The 16036-nt window shown below is 60.6% G+C and carries 21 protein-coding genes and 1 pseudogene; 2 read left to right on the top strand and 20 right to left on the bottom strand.

The annotated features are described in order from the left end of the window. Window positions 1-143 precede the first annotated feature (143 nt). A complete protein-coding gene (locus tag FJ967_RS12720) occupies window positions 144-764 on the top strand; it encodes a methyltransferase domain-containing protein (protein WP_140732091.1) in 621 nt (206 codons plus the stop codon). Between the two features lie 125 nt (window positions 765-889). Here the strand turns inward: FJ967_RS12720 and FJ967_RS33370 are convergent, their stop codons facing one another. The 16 genes and pseudogenes from FJ967_RS33370 to FJ967_RS12650 form a co-directional block, all read right to left on the bottom strand. Continuing rightward, window positions 890-1030 carry a hypothetical protein gene (locus FJ967_RS33370; protein WP_181175848.1) on the bottom strand — a complete coding sequence of 47 codons (141 nt, stop codon included), beginning with the start codon at window positions 1028-1030 and terminating at the stop codon, window positions 890-892. After that, entirely contained in the window at window positions 984-1553 is a 570-nt protein-coding gene (locus tag FJ967_RS12715; RefSeq protein ID WP_140732089.1) for a hypothetical protein, read from the bottom strand. The genes FJ967_RS33370 and FJ967_RS12715 overlap by 47 nt, the downstream gene beginning before the upstream one ends. Window positions 1554-1830: 277 nt before the next feature. After that, window positions 1831-2037, bottom strand: a complete 207-nt coding sequence (locus FJ967_RS12710) for a hypothetical protein (protein ID WP_140732087.1) — start codon at window positions 2035-2037, stop codon at window positions 1831-1833. Continuing rightward, window positions 2034-2429, bottom strand: coding sequence for an SMI1/KNR4 family protein (locus FJ967_RS12705; RefSeq protein WP_140732086.1), 396 nt, complete (start codon window positions 2427-2429; stop codon window positions 2034-2036). The genes FJ967_RS12710 and FJ967_RS12705 overlap by 4 nt, the downstream gene beginning before the upstream one ends. 93 nt (window positions 2430-2522) lie before the next feature. Further along, window positions 2523-2903 carry a hypothetical protein gene (locus tag FJ967_RS12700; RefSeq protein WP_140732084.1) on the bottom strand — a complete coding sequence of 127 codons (381 nt, stop codon included), beginning with the start codon at window positions 2901-2903 and terminating at the stop codon, window positions 2523-2525. 702 nt (window positions 2904-3605) lie between these two features. Then, on the bottom strand, window positions 3606-3878 hold the full coding sequence (locus FJ967_RS12695; protein WP_140732082.1) for a hypothetical protein: 273 nt from the start codon (window positions 3876-3878) through the stop codon (window positions 3606-3608). 210 nt (window positions 3879-4088) lie between these two features. Continuing rightward, window positions 4089-6071 (bottom strand): hypothetical protein, encoded by a 1983-nt coding sequence (locus tag FJ967_RS12690; RefSeq protein ID WP_140732080.1) that lies wholly within the window; start codon window positions 6069-6071, stop codon window positions 4089-4091. Beyond that, the gene (locus FJ967_RS12685) at window positions 5990-6415 is read right to left on the bottom strand and encodes a hypothetical protein (RefSeq protein ID WP_140732078.1); all 426 of its coding nucleotides are present in this window, start codon (window positions 6413-6415) and stop codon (window positions 5990-5992) included. The genes FJ967_RS12690 and FJ967_RS12685 overlap by 82 nt, the downstream gene beginning before the upstream one ends. Before the next feature lie 163 nt (window positions 6416-6578). Then, window positions 6579-7007 (bottom strand): hypothetical protein, encoded by a 429-nt coding sequence (locus FJ967_RS12680; protein WP_140732077.1) that lies wholly within the window; start codon window positions 7005-7007, stop codon window positions 6579-6581. A 199-nt stretch (window positions 7008-7206) separates the two neighbouring features. After that, window positions 7207-7356, bottom strand: a complete 150-nt coding sequence (locus tag FJ967_RS33365) for a hypothetical protein (RefSeq protein ID WP_181175820.1) — start codon at window positions 7354-7356, stop codon at window positions 7207-7209. Continuing rightward, window positions 7353-7625 (bottom strand): annotated as a pseudogene (locus tag FJ967_RS12675) (SMI1/KNR4 family protein); the annotation flags it as partial. The gene FJ967_RS33365 and the pseudogene FJ967_RS12675, both read right to left, overlap by 4 nt. Window positions 7626-7664: 39 nt before the next feature. Beyond that, window positions 7665-8093 carry a hypothetical protein gene (locus FJ967_RS12670; protein WP_140732073.1) on the bottom strand — a complete coding sequence of 143 codons (429 nt, stop codon included), beginning with the start codon at window positions 8091-8093 and terminating at the stop codon, window positions 7665-7667. A gap of 267 nt (window positions 8094-8360) precedes the next feature. Then, window positions 8361-8789, bottom strand: a complete 429-nt coding sequence (locus tag FJ967_RS12665) for a hypothetical protein (RefSeq protein ID WP_140732071.1) — start codon at window positions 8787-8789, stop codon at window positions 8361-8363. Further along, window positions 8786-10954, bottom strand: a complete 2169-nt coding sequence (locus tag FJ967_RS33360; protein ID WP_181175818.1) for a hypothetical protein — start codon at window positions 10952-10954, stop codon at window positions 8786-8788. The genes FJ967_RS12665 and FJ967_RS33360 overlap by 4 nt, the downstream gene beginning before the upstream one ends. 359 nt (window positions 10955-11313) lie before the next feature. Then, window positions 11314-12099: a terminase family protein gene (locus FJ967_RS12655; RefSeq protein ID WP_281405679.1), complete on the bottom strand. Its 786-nt coding sequence runs from the start codon at window positions 12097-12099 to the stop codon at window positions 11314-11316. A gap of 82 nt (window positions 12100-12181) precedes the next feature. Further along, window positions 12182-13345 (bottom strand): NAD(P)/FAD-dependent oxidoreductase, encoded by a 1164-nt coding sequence (locus tag FJ967_RS12650; protein ID WP_140732068.1) that lies wholly within the window; start codon window positions 13343-13345, stop codon window positions 12182-12184. Window positions 13346-13410: 65 nt separating this feature from the next. Between FJ967_RS12650 and FJ967_RS12645 the strand changes: the two genes are divergently transcribed. Further along, window positions 13411-13863, top strand: coding sequence for a MarR family transcriptional regulator (locus FJ967_RS12645; protein WP_140732066.1), 453 nt, complete (start codon window positions 13411-13413; stop codon window positions 13861-13863). Between the two features lie 48 nt (window positions 13864-13911). Here FJ967_RS12645 and FJ967_RS12640 read toward each other — a convergent pair whose 3' ends face one another. The 4 genes from FJ967_RS12640 to crcB form a co-directional block, all read right to left on the bottom strand. Beyond that, window positions 13912-14466: a terminase family protein gene (locus FJ967_RS12640; protein WP_246675263.1), complete on the bottom strand. Its 555-nt coding sequence runs from the start codon at window positions 14464-14466 to the stop codon at window positions 13912-13914. Window positions 14467-14590: 124 nt separating this feature from the next. Beyond that, on the bottom strand, window positions 14591-14965 hold the full coding sequence (locus FJ967_RS12635; protein WP_140732063.1) for a hypothetical protein: 375 nt from the start codon (window positions 14963-14965) through the stop codon (window positions 14591-14593). Further along, a complete protein-coding gene (locus FJ967_RS12630; protein WP_140732062.1) occupies window positions 14958-15347 on the bottom strand; it encodes a hypothetical protein in 390 nt (129 codons plus the stop codon). Before FJ967_RS12630 ends, FJ967_RS12635 begins: the two co-directional genes overlap by 8 nt. A gap of 211 nt (window positions 15348-15558) precedes the next feature. Next, the gene (gene crcB / locus FJ967_RS12625) at window positions 15559-15990 is read right to left on the bottom strand and encodes a fluoride efflux transporter CrcB (RefSeq protein ID WP_140732060.1); all 432 of its coding nucleotides are present in this window, start codon (window positions 15988-15990) and stop codon (window positions 15559-15561) included. Window positions 15991-16036: the final 46 nt, after the last annotated feature.

Raw genomic sequence — 16036 nt, 5'->3', positions numbered from 1 at the left:
GGGATGGAAATGGATTGATGTGGTGGAAGGGCGCGGCGCCCAAGCTGGCGACCTCCCCCTCGTGGGGCGATCGCCTCTTCTTGTCATCTTTTGCCCATTTGCCTGGGCTAGGCTCATCTGGCGGCGGGCAGGAGGAGGTCGATGTGACGACGACAAGCCTGGCCGGTACCCTGAAAAACCGTGGCAAGCAGGTGGCCAAGCGGCTGCTTGGCTATGACAGCCGCAACTGGCTGCGCATCCGCCAGATCGAGGCGTTCACGCTTTTCCTCGAAGCCGGCAACCGCAAGGCTTCCGACGTGATCGAGATCTCGCCCGGCTGGAACCGCTATTGGCGGGCGATGTGTCCCAACTACCGCAGCGTCGATTTTCCCGCCTTCGACATCTGTCGGGACCGCACGGAGGAAGACTATTCCATCGTCATCGCCGACCAGGTGCTGGAACATGTCCAGCGCCCGCGCGCGGCGGTGGAAAACATCCATGCCATGACCAGGCCCGGCGGCTGGGCGATGGTGGCGACGCCGTTCCTGTTCCGGGTGCACGCCCGCCCGCACGACTACAACAGATGGACGCCTGCCGGCCTCAAGCAATTGATGGTCGAGGGCGGTTTTCCCGAAGCCAATGTCAAGGTCCACGGCTGGGGCAACAAGGCCTGCGCCCGCGCCCATATAGGCGGCCCCGTGCGGGCGTATGGTCTATGGCGCGATCTCAGCAATGACGAGGAGTACCCGCTGATGGTGTGGGCATTCGCGAAGAAAGCCAACTAGCCGATCTCCCCGATGTGGGTGAGATCACGCGCCTCGCCCCCGCCGCTTCGCCATCCGCGCGTGCCGCCGCCAAACCCACCAGTCCCATACGCGCTTCCTGAAACTGCGTTTCATCGCGGTCATGGTCATACCCCCAGGAGCACGCGGCGCTGGCCGGTGAGGTCGGACGGCGACAGGTCGGTCTTGACGGTGCTGGCGGTGCCCTGGCGCTGCTCGAGCTCAGCCCGCAGCGCTGCCTCGCGCGCCTGCACATCCTTGTCCTGCATGGTCGGCGCCGGCGGCAACGGCTTCAGTTCCGGCGGCTTTTGAAATAGGCACATGGTTCCAGCCTTCTCTTGTCCAGTCGTAGAGGAAAAAATCTTCGCCGTTGCGGCCGTAGGCCGGCAGGCGGCAGCGTTGCGTGGCGCCGAGCCTGTCCAGCCAGCGCAGCGCCAGTTCATTGGTGGCCAGCGCCCGCGCCTCGACCCGCCAGGCGCCGCGCGCGGCGACCCGTGGCCCGAGCGCTTCGTGGAAGAAGCGCGTGATCTCGGGCACGCAGCGCTTCATGCGGCGCGTGCCCCAGCTCCAGGCGATCCACAGCCCGCCCCGCTGCTCGGCCGCGCCGAAGCCGGCCTCCGGATTGCCGTCGAGCTCGGCGACATAGGCAAAACCCTGCAACGCGGTGAGCGCAAGCAGCGCCGGCGACCAATGGTCAAGCTGGCAGTCTATTTCCGCCCGGTCCTCGGAGCGCAGATTGGCCGCGACATAGGAAAGATCGCGCAGCGTGGCGGGAACGATGCGGACGGTCATGGATGGACTTTCGTCAGTCGCCGAAGCCATCGTCGGCAAGGAAGCGCCGATGCCCGGCTTTCATCCTGTGAGCGCCGCGACGATGCAGAATTCCGAGGCGCCGCATTCTCAGGCAATTACCGCGGCACGTACCCGCACCGGCAGTCGCCCAAAAACAAAACCCGCCTTGAGGGCGGGGTGTCGGCGCAAATCAGCACCATGGACAGAAAGATACCATTGCTGCCCTCACGCCGTCAATGAGATGTGAGAAAATTCCTATTTGGTGCTTTGCCGCGCCCTAACGATCCGCCCGCGACGCCTTCTCCAGCGCCACCTTACGCTGAATTTCGATAGTTCGATTCCAGAAGCGCACCACTTCAAAATGCTCTTGTCTGGTCAACCAGATCTTGTTCTCCAAACTGACTGGATCGCCACCAACCGCAATCGGTTTGATCTCGAACAGTTCCATGCCCTTGGAGCGAGAAGTCGTATCTTGTACGCTCATTTCAAGTCCTCCAGCGTAGCAAATAGATCGTCGAGGTCTCGCGCTATCGTCTCGGCGGATTGCCGTTCCATAAATATAAACGGGATGCGCACGATTGGCATTTCCACATCCTGGGTGTCGAAGCCATAGGCTTCCCCTCCTCCGTTTGATGCAAACAACAGGATGCCTGGTGCGTATTTTGCAACCTCATATTCTCGATTGAAGTCTGCCAACTCTTCGGCTTTGAAAAAGATAATATAGTTGTCGCCGATAAAACCTTCGCCGCCATTATGCTCTTTGAGGAAGTCGGAGTAGTCCTTGGGCAGCACGACGCCCAAGCGCACGGACAGGCCATCGACAACTGTGGATTCAGCCGGCGCGTCGAACTGGCCCTCCGTTAAACTATATCGCATCGCTATTGTCCTAGGTCCTTCAGGCAGATGCCCCAGGGAGAATTAGGGCTCAAGCATGGCATAAGCGCCTCCCGCACCAACAACGGCAACCTATTACTCGTGAACAGTAGGGTCGGCTTCGGTCGACCCAATGGCGGCTGCCGCTCCAGCCGTACCCGCGGTTAGATCGATAAGACTGTTGAACTGAATGATGTGCTTCAGATCTTTATGTTTATTTACGTATGAACGAATGCGCGCAGCCGTTTTTGGCGCGACAGTTTTCGCCATGTAGGCGCGAATAGCTTCGGCCATCAATTCTCTGTCTGCATCCACTCCACTCCTATACCCCATTTGTTCCGGACCAAATCCCCGGTAGGTTTTCGAGGTGGATTGTTCGACAGGCCGCCCGGCCGCGCGGGCACCCTGTAGATTTGGGTTGTTGAGGTCATTGTAGAGCCACTTGAGTTCTGACTTGATCCCACTCTGATCGATCATTCGGAATTACGGTGACAGTGCACTATTTTCCATGTCTTAGTCTGGAGGTTCCCATCAGTCACATCGATACGGTCGCTAAAAGTGCACTGTCACCGTAATTCGGGATTGCAGGAGACAACGAAGCTAATAGGGAAGCTGGCGAGTTTGCCCCCCAGCCGCACAAGGAATTGAAGGGGCGGAAAAAGCGGCAATACGCCCCCATATCGTCGGTCAAGAAAAAGGTGCCGCCTGACGTTGAAGGCGTGATCTGAAAACCAGTAGCCGTGTCGCCAACTGCTTAGGCGTTTTTCGCCCCGCCGGAGTCCGGGCTTGAACTCCGCCGGGTCGCCCAAGCAAGGCGTATGCGCCTCCTACGCCAACAATGGCGGGGCGATGGTTCCAATCAACGAAACTCGTTCCATCTGACTCGATGTTCATATCTGAACCTCGAATAGGATCGATGCCCCCCTTACGGAGGCGAGACATTCTGCTGCCGCGTGTTGGCGAGCTCTAGTGGCGGGTCGAGTTCGCCATACTCCTCCCTGAACTGCTCCCGCCATTCCTGTTCGTCAAGAACATTGGCGGAATTGCCGACAACGGCCGAATTAACCCGGACCCACTGAGAGTTCGGCTCAAGCATGGCATAAGCGCCCCCTGCACCGATAATGGCTGGGCGATCATCCCAATCGACGAAATTTGGCGAGCGATTGTCTCCTGGCGCTCTCATGTCTGGCCATCTCGCCAATGCCATGGAACATTGGACGGTGTATTGGCAAGTTCCAACGGCGGGTCGAGTTCGCCAAACTTCTCTTCGAAGCGCTTACGCCACTCCTGTTCATCGAGTAAATTGGCCGAATTGCGGACATCCGCGGCACTTACCCGTATCCAGGGCGAACCGGGCTTAAGCTTGGCATACGCGCCCCCCACACCAATGATGGCAGGGCGATGGTCCCAATCGACGAACCGAGGCGGTCGATTGTCTGGCAACGGACTCATGTTTTGACTCCTTCATCTTTTCGTACTATAGCACAACCTTCAAAGTACTGTATAAGAAAATATGATGAAAATGACATATACTTATCATTACTTTAGGACAGAGACCAAAAATAGATTCATTTATTTATAGAAATTCAACAAATCATCTTGACGAACCTATTTCGACGCTCGTGAACTCGATCCGCCCCCTAATCTGGCGAACAGGTCCCTCTAGATTGGATCAGCGTCGCGGCGAGCAGCAGCGTAAAGTGCTGCCTCCTGCCTCTCAATATCAATCTGCTGGACGCTACCTTCTTCTAGGCTCCTGCTGCGGGTGTAGAAATCCTGCCCCCCGAGTTCGTACTTTGCCTTATAGATATTCGGCTCCCACATTTGGACTTCGCCCAGTGTGCCGTCATCAAAGCGGATCATTACGTTTCGATCGAAGTAATCGTTGTCCTTTCCAGCCCATTTTTCATCCATAATCTTGTACCGCTGAGCGAGCCGAGCGACGATCTCATCGGCCTGTGCGGGTGTCTTGACCACGAACCCGGCTCTGACCACATCAGTCAGCCCCGACGCATCCTCGTATCCCTTGCGTCCAATCTTCTCGTCCGCTGTAGTCCTCTTCTTCATACCCTTGGTTACGAACTCTACGCCGACTGAATCAGCGATTTCATGGCCGGTGCCCTCAAGATTTGCCTGCCATTTGGGCGCGACCGAGTACAGACCATCCAGCGACGTCGCGGGTTGCTTCGAGAAATCATCAGGCTGTGGCTTGGTCGGCGTGTTTGCCGCTGCGTTTTGTCCGGCGGCCGGCTCCTGAGCCGGTCCGGTGGCACCTTCGGAAGTCCGAGCTTTAGCCGCTGCCGAAACACCAACGGATCGTCCTGCCTGCCCTGCCGCCTTGGAACCGAGCCATTCAATCGCTCGCGCTATTCCTTTCCCAGCACCTTCGCCCAAGCCCCAGGTCGCCGCGTCGGATCCCTGATGCATCATCAAGTCTTCAACGTCGTTCGCCGGCTCGTAGTAAACGTCTTTGTTCTCTGGAGACTTGACGCTGGCTCCGCCCAGTGAGGCAAGGTTGGAGCCCATCTGGTCACTGACCTTGCCTAAGAATATCCCTGCATTGGCGGCAAGTTTGCCAAGCGCTTTGGCCTCCGATGCAAATATTGAGCTGGTGGATGGCGGTTGATAGCCAGCCTCGACCGGCAAGATCCAACCCAGACCAGCGGCAGCCAGTTGCCTACCCACGGCTGCCCGGGCGACAGGGCCGGAGGTTTCCGCAAGCAGCGCGGTTATTTTCGCGTTCTTTTCCTGCTGATACGTACTGGGGCTATTACGATTATCCGAAAGCTCTTGAATAACGTATTGCGGCACGAGTTGGGGGTTCTCGATGCCCAGTCTTTCTTGCGCGACAAGTCCGATGGCTATCGCCTTGTCGTAAGCGTCCTTGTTATACCCGTTGGGATCTTCGAGCCCGCCACCGATCACGGCTTTCCAGGCTGTGGCCATTGCCGGCACCGACTGCGCGACGGAGCCCCAGGCGTCGGTTCGTCTTGCGGTGAGAACTCGCATAGCTGCGACCGCAGTTGCCAGGCGATGCGGATTGTCTTCCTGCGATCCGCTGGACTGCGAAGTGGCATCAAGAAGGGCGGCATTGACCGCCTGGTTCGGCATGGTGCCCATGTCGAAGACCTGCTTGCTGACGTTGACCTGCCATTCGAGATCCTTCAGGCGCCTGTCGCCCTCGTCGAGCCCATAGATGGTTCTGTAGGCATCCCGGCCGGGCATGCTGCCCGAGTAGGCGCCTGTGCGGGCGATTTCGTCTGGCGCTTCCGCCTCGGCGCGGCCGATGGCGACGCGCGTCGCGATGTCCTGCGTGAACTTGGCCAGCTTTGCCTTTAAGGCCAGCGCATCCTGTTCCTGCTGCGGAAGATCGTCCCTGAACGCCTGTGCTATACGTTCGTCCGGGGTCTGCGTGCCGACACGGTCACTTTTCCCCACAGCCACTTTTGAGCCGACCGGCAAGGAGTTGCCCTGGGTCTGCGCGCTCTCGGCCGTAGCCTTGCTGTCGGCGGCCGGCGTCCCGACACCAAATATATCGAGCGCGCGCTGCGGATCCCTGGCGATCAGCGCCTCGAAGCGCGCCTTGGCGGCGGTGCCAAACCACTCCTTCGCCATCTGCTGCCGGATGCCGGGATCGACCCCCATCCTGAGGTCGAGGCCCTCCTGCCTGGCCGCTTCGAAGGCCTCGCGATCGTCGGGATCGGCATTGCCGATGGCGATGGCGCCGGTCTCAGCGCCGTGTCCACCTCGGCCTGCTCGTAATCGCGGCGCCGCTGATTTTGCTGCAGCGCCATGCGTATCGAGCCTGCTTCGCGCAGCGCGGGCTTGCGGCTGGCCAGACCAGGGCGCAGTTCGGCCGGCGCCTGTTTGACGAAATCGTCGAACAGCGTGTCGAACAGGCCGGTCTTCACCACCTGGCCGGTGCGCGGGTCGACCTGTCCGTACATGGCGTCGTGCAGGCCGGCGCCATCGGCCGCCGCGTTCGCCACGGCGTCGGCCTCGGCCCGCGCGAGTTGGCCGTTCAGCCGGCGCGCGGCGATCTCGAATTACGGTGACAGTGCACTATTTTCCATGTCTTAGTCTGGAGGTTCCCATCAGTCACATCGATACGGTCGCTAAAAGTGCACTGTCACCGTAATTCCAATCCCATTCTTATTGGCCGTCGTAAGGCTCGACCACGGCAAACGGAATGCCCAACGATTCCAACAAATCGAGAATCCTTTTCGAGATGACGAGGCGGAAAGGTATAGCAATCCCGAAATCATCGCTGCCGGCCTTGCCATTCACTTTCAGCCAGACGAAAGGTGGCAGTTGCAGCCCGGGCTGATCCTCTTCACACTCTTCCGAGATAGTCACTTCGGCCTCGGCGAACGTCGCACCTGAAAAGCCCATCTTCCGTAGTGCGCGCTGGGTTTCCTCAGTTACGAGGAAACAGGGGAATGTCGCAACGATCACATCGCCGAACCAGCCCTCCACCACATAGTGAAGCTTCGTCACGATTGGCGGATGGACACTCGGGTCGAGAACGGTGTTTTCGCCAATCCCGCCGGCGACGTTCGGCCGTATTTTAAAATATTGCATTACTCACCTATCGGGGGATTGAACAGATGCCCATATTTCTTATCGATGTAACTCACGTAGTCCAGAATTACGGTGACAGTGCACTTTTTTCGTTGCCTTGGTCCAATGGTGATGGCCTGCGTAAGATCAGTGCTCCCTGCCCCTACCCATCGGACCGGGCCGCCGTGTCCAGTGCCGCTTTACGCTGAATTTCGATAGTTCAATTCCAGAAGCGCACCACTTCAAAATGCTGTTGTCTGGTCAACCAGACCTTGTTCTCCAAACTGACTGGATCGCCGCCAACCGCAATCGGTTTGATATCGAGGAGTTCCATGCCCTTGGAGCGAGAAGCGGTATCTTGTACACTCATTTCAAGTCCTCCAGCGTAGCAAATAGATCGGTGAGGTCTCGTGCTATCGTCTCGGCGGATTGCCGTTCCATAAAGGAGATGCGCACGATAGGCATCGCAACCTCGTGGGTGTCGAAGCCATAGGCTTCCCCTCCTCCGTTTGATGCAAACAACAAGATTCCTGGTGCGTATTTTTCAACCTGGTATTCTCGATTGAAGTCTGCCAATTCTTCGGCTTTGAAAAAAATTATATAGCTGTCGCCGATGAAACTTTCGCCGCCATTATGCTCCTTAAGGAATTCCCCATTAACCGCATCGCAAGTACCTTTCTATTTACCGTCGTAAGGCTCGACGACAGCAAACGGTATACCCAACGATTCCAGCAAATCCAGAACGCGATTGGAGATGACCAGTAGATGGTTCGCCGCGATCCCGAAATCGTCGTGGCCTGCCCTCCCATACACCTTCAGCCAAACGAGGGGCGGAAGTTTCTGGTTTGGCAGATCCTCATGAAATTCTTCGGATGTTGTTACTTCGACGTCCGCGAAACTCGCACCCGAAAAACTCATCTCTTGAAGTGCGCGCTGCGCTTTGTCAGTGACGAGGTAACATGGGAAGGTCGTAACGAGCACTTCCACGGTCCAACCCTCCACCACATAATGAAGCTTGCGCACCATTGGAGGGTGAACGCTCGAATCAAGGATCGTGTGGGGTCCAAGTCCCCCAGCAACGTCCGGCTCGATATAAAAATATTGCATCACTTACCTATAGGCGGAATGAACAGATGTCTGTATCTATCGATATGCTCAATATATTCTAGCATCTGCTGACGAGTAAGCCGAGGATGCGACGAACAAGATTCGTCTTAATCGAATCAAAGAATTTGCCGTGCAAAAATTGTCCAAGCTCTTATCAGCCGCCAAACGCCTTCTTCAGCGTGACGCCCCACAAGTCGGCAGCTTTCGACCCCAAAATGGCAATCCATCGCCTCAACGCCGCCCACATGACTCGCAAGACTGGGAACATCAAGCCCCATCAAAAGGTTCAATCAAGGCATTGGAGATTCCGAACGACTTGAGGGCATCGAGAACGCGTTCGGAAACGACGAGGCGATAATCTTTCGCAATTCCGAAATCATCGTCGCCGGCATCCCCGTTCACTTTCAGCCATACGAAAGCTGGAAGCTTCTGGTTTGGCTGCATCTCCTCGAACAACTCAGAAGTGGTCACCTCGACATCATCGAATGTTACGCCGGAAAAATCACTCTCAAGAATTTTCTCTTTGACATCCTTAGTTACAAGGTAGCACGGGAACGACGTCACTATGCCATCGCCCAACCACCCGTCAAATTCATAGTGCAAGCGAGATACGAGAGGAGGATGGACCGTCACGTCCATAATGGTATTTTCGCCGGGACCGCCAGAAACTTCCGGTTCTAGATAGAAGTACTTCATTTTTTACCTATCGGTGGGTTGAAAAGGTGGCCATATTTTTGATCTATTTCCGCAGCCTTCTCAAGCAACTTCTGTAATGTGGTAGTTGGATTCCGCCTATAGAACGCGTCCCATTCGCGTCGAATGGTACTCAGGTGCAATGTGGAATTCAACTCCTTTGGTATCCCGCGGAGATTTTCAAGCGAGTGCATCATCTCGTTGGTTATAACCCCAATGTATCTCTTAAGGACTTTCTGCTCGATTCGATGATGAATAAATACTAACCCAACCAAATCAGGATATTCTTTAAAGAACGTCTTTCGGTAATTTTTTGAGAAAGCCCTCAAAGCTGGCTCAATCACTTCATCGGCGATTTTCCCGCCTTTGAGTAGATTGGTGGCCATCCATCTGAGGCCTGCAGCCCCTTCGGCTGCTAATCCCGAGCCGGGGGTAACCGGCAGTTGTTCAAGAAAATCCAGAGGGGAATCGCGCAGATCCCGGAGACCCAGCCCAATGTCATGCGGGATGCGGCCGAGGGCCTCGACACTCTCGCTCAGATAATCGCCGAAGTCGTCCGCAACTCGCTGGAACCCAGACCTGACATCGCCAGCTGGCGCTGGCGGAGGCCGTCCTGTCGCAGTCGTGATGATCGGGTCGATTTGAGCCGGCCCAGCAAGGCCGGCTTGAGTCAATTGCTGAGACAGGGCCTCGCGCGCCGTCAGGTCGGGCGCCGCGGCCAGAAGGTCACGCAGGATGATGCCCTTCTCACCCTGCGGCACGTCTTTGTTGCCAAAGGTATCAGCTATGCTTTGGACAACCGCCTTCGGCAGGGGTTGAGGGGTCTCGACGCCCAGTTGGCTCTGGGCTGCAAGCGAGACGGCGATAGCCCATTTGTATGCCGCCGGATCGTCGCTCTCCGACTTGCTGTCTGGACCTGTCGCTGCCTTCCACGCAGCGTCAACAATGGGGAAGACTTCTTGAACATAACCGGCAGGGTCGGCCCGCCTCATACCTAGTGTCTTGAGAGCCGCCGCAGCGGTAACCCGATAGCGTGTCTTCTCTTCTTCGGAACTGCCGGGCCCAGGCTCCGCATCGCGCAGCGCTGCGTGGATAGCCTGGTTTGGCATGGTACGCATGCCGAAGGCTTGACGGCCTACGTCGATCCTCAAGCTGAAGTCGTGATACCGTTTGCCACCCTCCTCGGCGCCATAAACGCCGGCAAAGTCGGCCGGACCAGGCATGTTGCCGGAATAGCTGCCGGTCTTGGCGATAGCGTCCGAGGCGTTCAGCGAAGCGAGGGCGATGTTGGTGCGCGCGTCGATCAGTTGCGCCGTAGTCGCGGCATGTGCCTGCTTGATCAGCAACTGAACGTCATCTGGAGCGAGGTGGCTGGGCGCCGGATCATTGCCGCCGAATACTTGCGGCACATCAGGCGTTTCGAGGTGATCGTCGGAGTTTTTACCGGAGGACTCTCCCGGCGCCCCAACCCCAAACATCGCCAGCGCCCGCGCCGGATCCTTAGCGATCAGCGCCTCGAACCGCGTCTTTGCGGCGGTGCCGAACCAATCCTTGACCATCTGTTGCTTGATGCCGGGGTCGACGCCCATCTTGTCGATCAGGTCGAGCCCTTGTTGCCGGGCCGCTTCAAAGCTGACGTGATCTTCGGGATCGGCGCTGCCGATGGCGATGGCGCTGGTCTTCATCGCCGTGTCGACTTCGGCCTGCTCATAATCCCTGCGCCGCTGAAGCTGCCGTGCCGCCATGCGAAGCGAGCCGGCCCCGCGCATCGCTTCTTTCTGCCTGGCGAAGTTGGCGCGCTGGCTTTCGGGCATGCCGGGCAAGGCGGCGGCAAACAGCTTGTCGGACAGGCCGGTCTTCACCACCCGGCCGTCGTACGGACTGACCTGCCCGTACATGGCGTCATGCAAGCCGGTGCTGTCGGCGGGCGCGTTGGCCGTCGCCTCGTCTTCCGCCTGCGCGATCTGCCCATTGAACTTGCGCCGCGCGATTTCGGCGTCGAACGCTTCCTGCTGGGCCATCATCTGCCGGTAGCGCTCGGCGACGGCCGAAAGCTGATCGCCCAGCCCCTGCATGGCGCCGCCGATCGGCGAGCCCTGCGGATATTGCACCGCATTGCCGGTATCGAGCCGGCGCTGGCCGACGGAAAGGGGGATGACGTGGGCCATTGCTGCTTCCTGCTCGAATGATTTTGAACCAAGGACGCCCGGCGCCGGTGATCGCGGCGCAGCCGGACGGCGCGCGCTGCGTTGTCGCGTTCGCGGGTCTTCTCGGATCGACGTTTCTTGGAGGATTGGCCGGTGCCGCGGACTACAGGCTCGGCCAGGCGCCCCGGAGGGTCATCCGGCGGGCGGAGCAAGTGCCGGCACGACGCGGCGGAGATCTCTGGGACTGCTCCGCCGCCCAAAGGATCCAGGCAGGGACACACGGGCGCCGCTGCAGTGCGGATTTCTGGTCCGCCGCAGTCTTCAGCTCGTGTCGCGGCTGGATTCTCGAGGTCAGGCCCGAGAATGGCGAAGTGTGGAAGCTACCGAAACGCCCCCAGCGGATCGCTCTGCTCCATCGGCCGTTTCCGTCCGGCCTTGAATTCCGCCGGATCGACCACCGCTTCGCGCAGCATCATCACGCCGTAGCGTGTCGCCGCCATCAGGTCGTCGCGCAGCTTGACCACCTGGCCGTCCTTGCGATGGTAGAGCCGAAACTCCTCGAACCAGGCAAGAAGCGTCGAAAACACCTTGAAACGGCCGGACTGCATGCGGTCGAGCATCTCCATCAGCCCGGCCTCGACCGAGACCGAACCGTCGGAAAACTGCGCGTGGCGCGACAGCATGTTCAGCCCGTGCGCGGCATATTGCCGGGAAAGCGCGGTGCCCGCCCCTTCCAGCGTTTCGCGGCGGCCGTCGCGCGGCCAGGCCCAGGGCAGCCAGTCGCCCCAGGGTTTCAAGGTCAGCGCCTGCATGGCCGGCGTCTGCTGCGAGGCTCTGGCAGCCTTGGTGACGTAGACCACATCGGCCTCCGTATCCCAGGCGAGCTCGACGGCGGCTGAAGGATGATCCCAGCCGAAGTCGAGCGCGCCCAGCCTCGGCCAATAGCGCGGCAGCCGGAACGGCTCGCAGGCAATCAGCGCCTCGGCTACCGGAAAGATACGGCCCGAGCCCATCACCGGAATGCCCTTGGCCCGCGCCTCGCGCTCATGCGCGGGATAGGCGGCCACGATCGCCGCGCGTTCCACAGGCGAATAATGCTCGGCATCGTCGATGGTCATGAAAGTGACGTGGCGTGACATCGCGATTTCCTGATTCAGCCTCTGCAGGACGTGGCGTATCGCCTTGTCCGCGCACGGTATTTTCCGCGGCTTACCGCCGGCCCAACGGCGAAAAGGCCGGTCCGGTCAATCAGCCGCCTTGAGCGGCAGCCTCCCGCATCTCGGCATGCCGGCGCACATGCTCCAGCGTCAGTTCGAGACCGATATGGGAAAGCTCGGTGGCGGCCGCTTCCGCCGCGTGGGTGGCGGGTTCCACCACGCGGTCGAACATCTCCTGCTCGTAGAGCCTGACCGCCTGCGTCCAGTCGTCCGCCTCGACCAGATGGCGCGCGAGCTCGGCGGCGTCCAGCATGGCGGCATTGACGCCTTCACCGCCGAAGGGCGACATGACATGGGCGGCATCGCCCAGCAGCGTCACGCCGACCCGGTTTTGCCAGTGATGGCCGATCGGCAGCGCATGGATGGCGCGCGCCACGATCAGATCGTTGCTGGCCGCGATCAGCGCCACGAGCTCCGGCGCCCAGCCGTCGAACTCCGCCATCAGGCGCGCCCGCGCCGCCGCCGGCGAGGCGAAATCGAAGGTCCTGTCCGCCCAGTCCGCCGGCACGCGGAAGATCGCATAGCCGCGCAGATGCGCGTTGGCGTTGCGCTGCACGATCATGCTTCTGCCTTCGCCTTCGGCACCGATCTTGCCGCGCCCGACCAGTTTCGAGAGCGCCGGATGACTGGCGTCGACATCGTCTATGCCGAATTCGATGAAGGTGAGCCCGCTATAGTGCGGCCGGTAGCGTGACACCAGCGGCCGCACGCGCGACCAGGCGCCGTCGGCGCCGACGATGAGATCGAACGGACCGAGCAGGTCGACGCCGAAGGCAAGGTCATAGGCGCCGTCCGGGCGCGCAAAAACCTCGCGCAATTCCCGGCCCCATTGCACCGTGCCGGTGGGCAGCGAGGCAAGCAGGATTTCGCGCAGCGCCGAGCGGTCGACTTCCGGCCGGTCGCCGCTGTCGTCGTCATCGGCAAGCAGCAGGCGTGCGTTCTTGTCGTAGAGCCGGCTGCCCTGGTCCTCATAGCGCGCAATGCGCAGGAACTCTGCTTCCAGCCCGGCGCGCTGCAGCGCCAGCTGGCCGGACTCGGCATGCAGGTCGAGCGTGCCGCCCTGCGGGCGGGAAAGCGCATGCTCCTCGCGCTCGAAGACGGTGGCGGCGATGCCGTTGATGTGGAGGATGCGCGCCAGCGTCAGTCCGGCCGGGCCGGCGCCGATTATGGCGATGCGTGGGGGTCTTCCGGTCATGGACAGAGGTCTCGCATTGATTTATATAGGAGCCTATATAATAAACATAGGTACCTATGCAACCCATGATCGACTGGAATCTGTTTTCGAACCCCGCGCCCCTCATCAACATGGCCTCGCGCAGCTTCGCCCGCCTCGGCGAGCGGCGCGTCAGGCCGTTCGGTTTCTCCATCGGCCAGCTGCCGGTGGTCTATCTCCTGCGCCATGGCGGCGCGATGTCGCAAAAGGAGCTGGCGCGCCTGGCCAAGACCGAGCAGCCCTCGATGGCGCAGATGCTGTCGCGCATGGAACGCGACGGGCTGGTGCGCCGCGCGCCCGATCCGGATGACGGCCGCAGCCAGTTGATCTCGCTCACCGAAGCGGCACTGGAAAAACTGCCCGCGACACGCGCTGCCTTGGACGAAGGCAATCAGCATGCCCTCGCCGGCTTCAGCGAAGACGAGGTTCAGATGCTGGTCGGCCTGCTGAGGCGGCTGAACGAGAATCTCGATCAAATGGTGGCGCGGGAGGGCGAATGAGCGCTTCTTCCCTTCTCCCCTTGTGGGAGAAGGAAGAAGCGCACCTTCTCACCCCTTCCCCATCCTCTCGACCTCGCCCGCGCTCAAAAACAGCAACACCACATCGCTCATTCCCAGCAACGGTGTGAAGGTCACGATCGTGATCCCGCCCGTCGCATTGGTGCGGGTCAGGCCCTCGGAGTAGATATCCAGCGGCGGTTCTTCGTCGAACCAGACGCCGTGCAGCGTCTCGCCCTGCCATTTCTCGCGGCCCTTTTCGAAACTCTTGAACGACAGCACGCTTTCGCCGGCCTGCACGTCGCCGCCACCGCCATGGCGCACCACGACGCTGTCCAGCGCGCCGGGCGCGCCGCGTCCGATGATGGTGTCGACGATGGCATCGGCCGGGATCATGCCGGTGCCCCAGGCGGACTGCTGCTGCGGCGGGCCGATGAGCACGCGCTGCGGGTTGTCGCGCGTACCTTCTCCGGTGACGCCGGCGGCCCAGAGCCGCACGGGCGTGTCGAACACCTTGCCTTGCCACCACGCGGGATAGCGACCGGTGAGGTGCATGGCCCATTCGGCACCGCCGGCTTTGGTCTTGCCGAGCTGGTTGCCGGCCATGAACAGCCTTTCTCGGTTTTGTGCGCCTGCCGCGTGAAATTCGGCCTGGCGTCCATACGGCTTGTACGCCGCCAGTTGGTTGCGGCTGCGCCGGCGGTCAAGCTCCGCCAGCAGCGCCAGATATTCAACGCTCGCCGGGACCAGCGTTGCCGGGATCGGCCGGCTCGCCGAGGAACGGCCGCAGGACGGCTTCGAGGGCGCGGATTCGGCTGCGGATTTCTTCATCGCTCTGGGAATCCAGGGGGTTGACGGCGGCATCGAAATCCTTGGGCAGCACCGAAAGCACGATCTTCAGATACTGGTCCGGCTTGTCGGCCCGCACCTCGGCGATGACGCCGGCACCGTGCGCGCGAAAGTCGGCGCGGACGGCGGCCAGGAAATCGTCGCCCAGTGTCTTCTTCGTGCGCGAGCGGGGTTTGGGCGGCGGCGCTGGACTGGCGGCAGCCTTGCGCCGCGGCGGCCTTGCCTTGCGACGCGCCGGTACGGCTGCGTCAGTCATGGGTCTGCGCCACGGCATCGTCGCCGCCGATGGCCGGCGCTGCCCTGGGCGGCGCCGGCCTGGCCCGCTTTTTCGAGCGGGCGGATTTCTTGCCGGTGCTCCTGGCGCGTTTCGGCTTCGTGGCCTGTATGGGCTTTGCGACGGCGACGAGCCGTGCGGCCCTGAGCCGCGCCATGGCGAGACCCAGGAGCTGCCCGCCAATGCCCGCCTGTGGAAAGCCGAAGCCGCCGGCCTTATCCCGCACCATGCCGATCAGCACATCGGGCGCGACCGGTTCGACGCGTCCCAGGAGCACAGGCGGCGGCGCTCCTTCGAACTCGCCGATGGCGCTGACGATCTCGCGTCCGTCATCGCCGGTGATGATGGTGGCATAGCGTGGCATGGGAATTTCTCGCATCTCGCGGAGGTAGCGCCCTACAGCGCCCCTCTCTGTCCTGCCGCCGTTCAAATTCGCAACCACGGCAGAAGCGCCCAAAAACACAAAACCCGCCTCGGCGGCGGGTCATTGGCGCAAATCAGCACCATGGACAAATATGTACCATGGCTGCCCTCAGCGGGTCAACAGAAAAAGGAATAAATTCCCAAGACGTTCCCTACGCCTCCTCCTCGATCACGCTCTGCGCGATCTGGGCGCCACCGCCATTGATGCGGGCCGCGATGATGTGGCCGAGGGCGACCGCGCCGACGCATAACAGCACCGACAGGCCGATGTTGAGCGCCGCGCGGCCGAATCCGCCGGCGCGCATCAGGTCCAGCGTCTGCAGGCTGAACGACGAGAACGTCGTGTAGCCGCCGCAGAGCCCGATCATCACGAACAGGCGCAGGCTGTCCGAAGCCGGGTAGCGCCCGCTGGCCAGTGTCAACGTGCCGAAGAAGCCGATCAGCAGCGAGCCGCTGATGTTGATGATGATCGTGCCCCAGGGCAACTGGCTGCTCACCGGCAGCGCCCAGAGGGAGACGAGGTAGCGCGCCAGCGTGCCCAGCGCGCCGCCGGCCATGACGATTTGGCAATTGGAAAAAGACATGCTCGATCCTCTCTCGGGGCGAGCACGAAGCCCGCCATGGCGGCGG

The organism is Mesorhizobium sp. B2-3-4 (genome assembly GCF_006442315.1).
Classification (GTDB): domain Bacteria; phylum Pseudomonadota; class Alphaproteobacteria; order Rhizobiales; family Rhizobiaceae; genus Mesorhizobium.
This window is presented reverse-complemented; position numbering and strand designations above follow the sequence as displayed.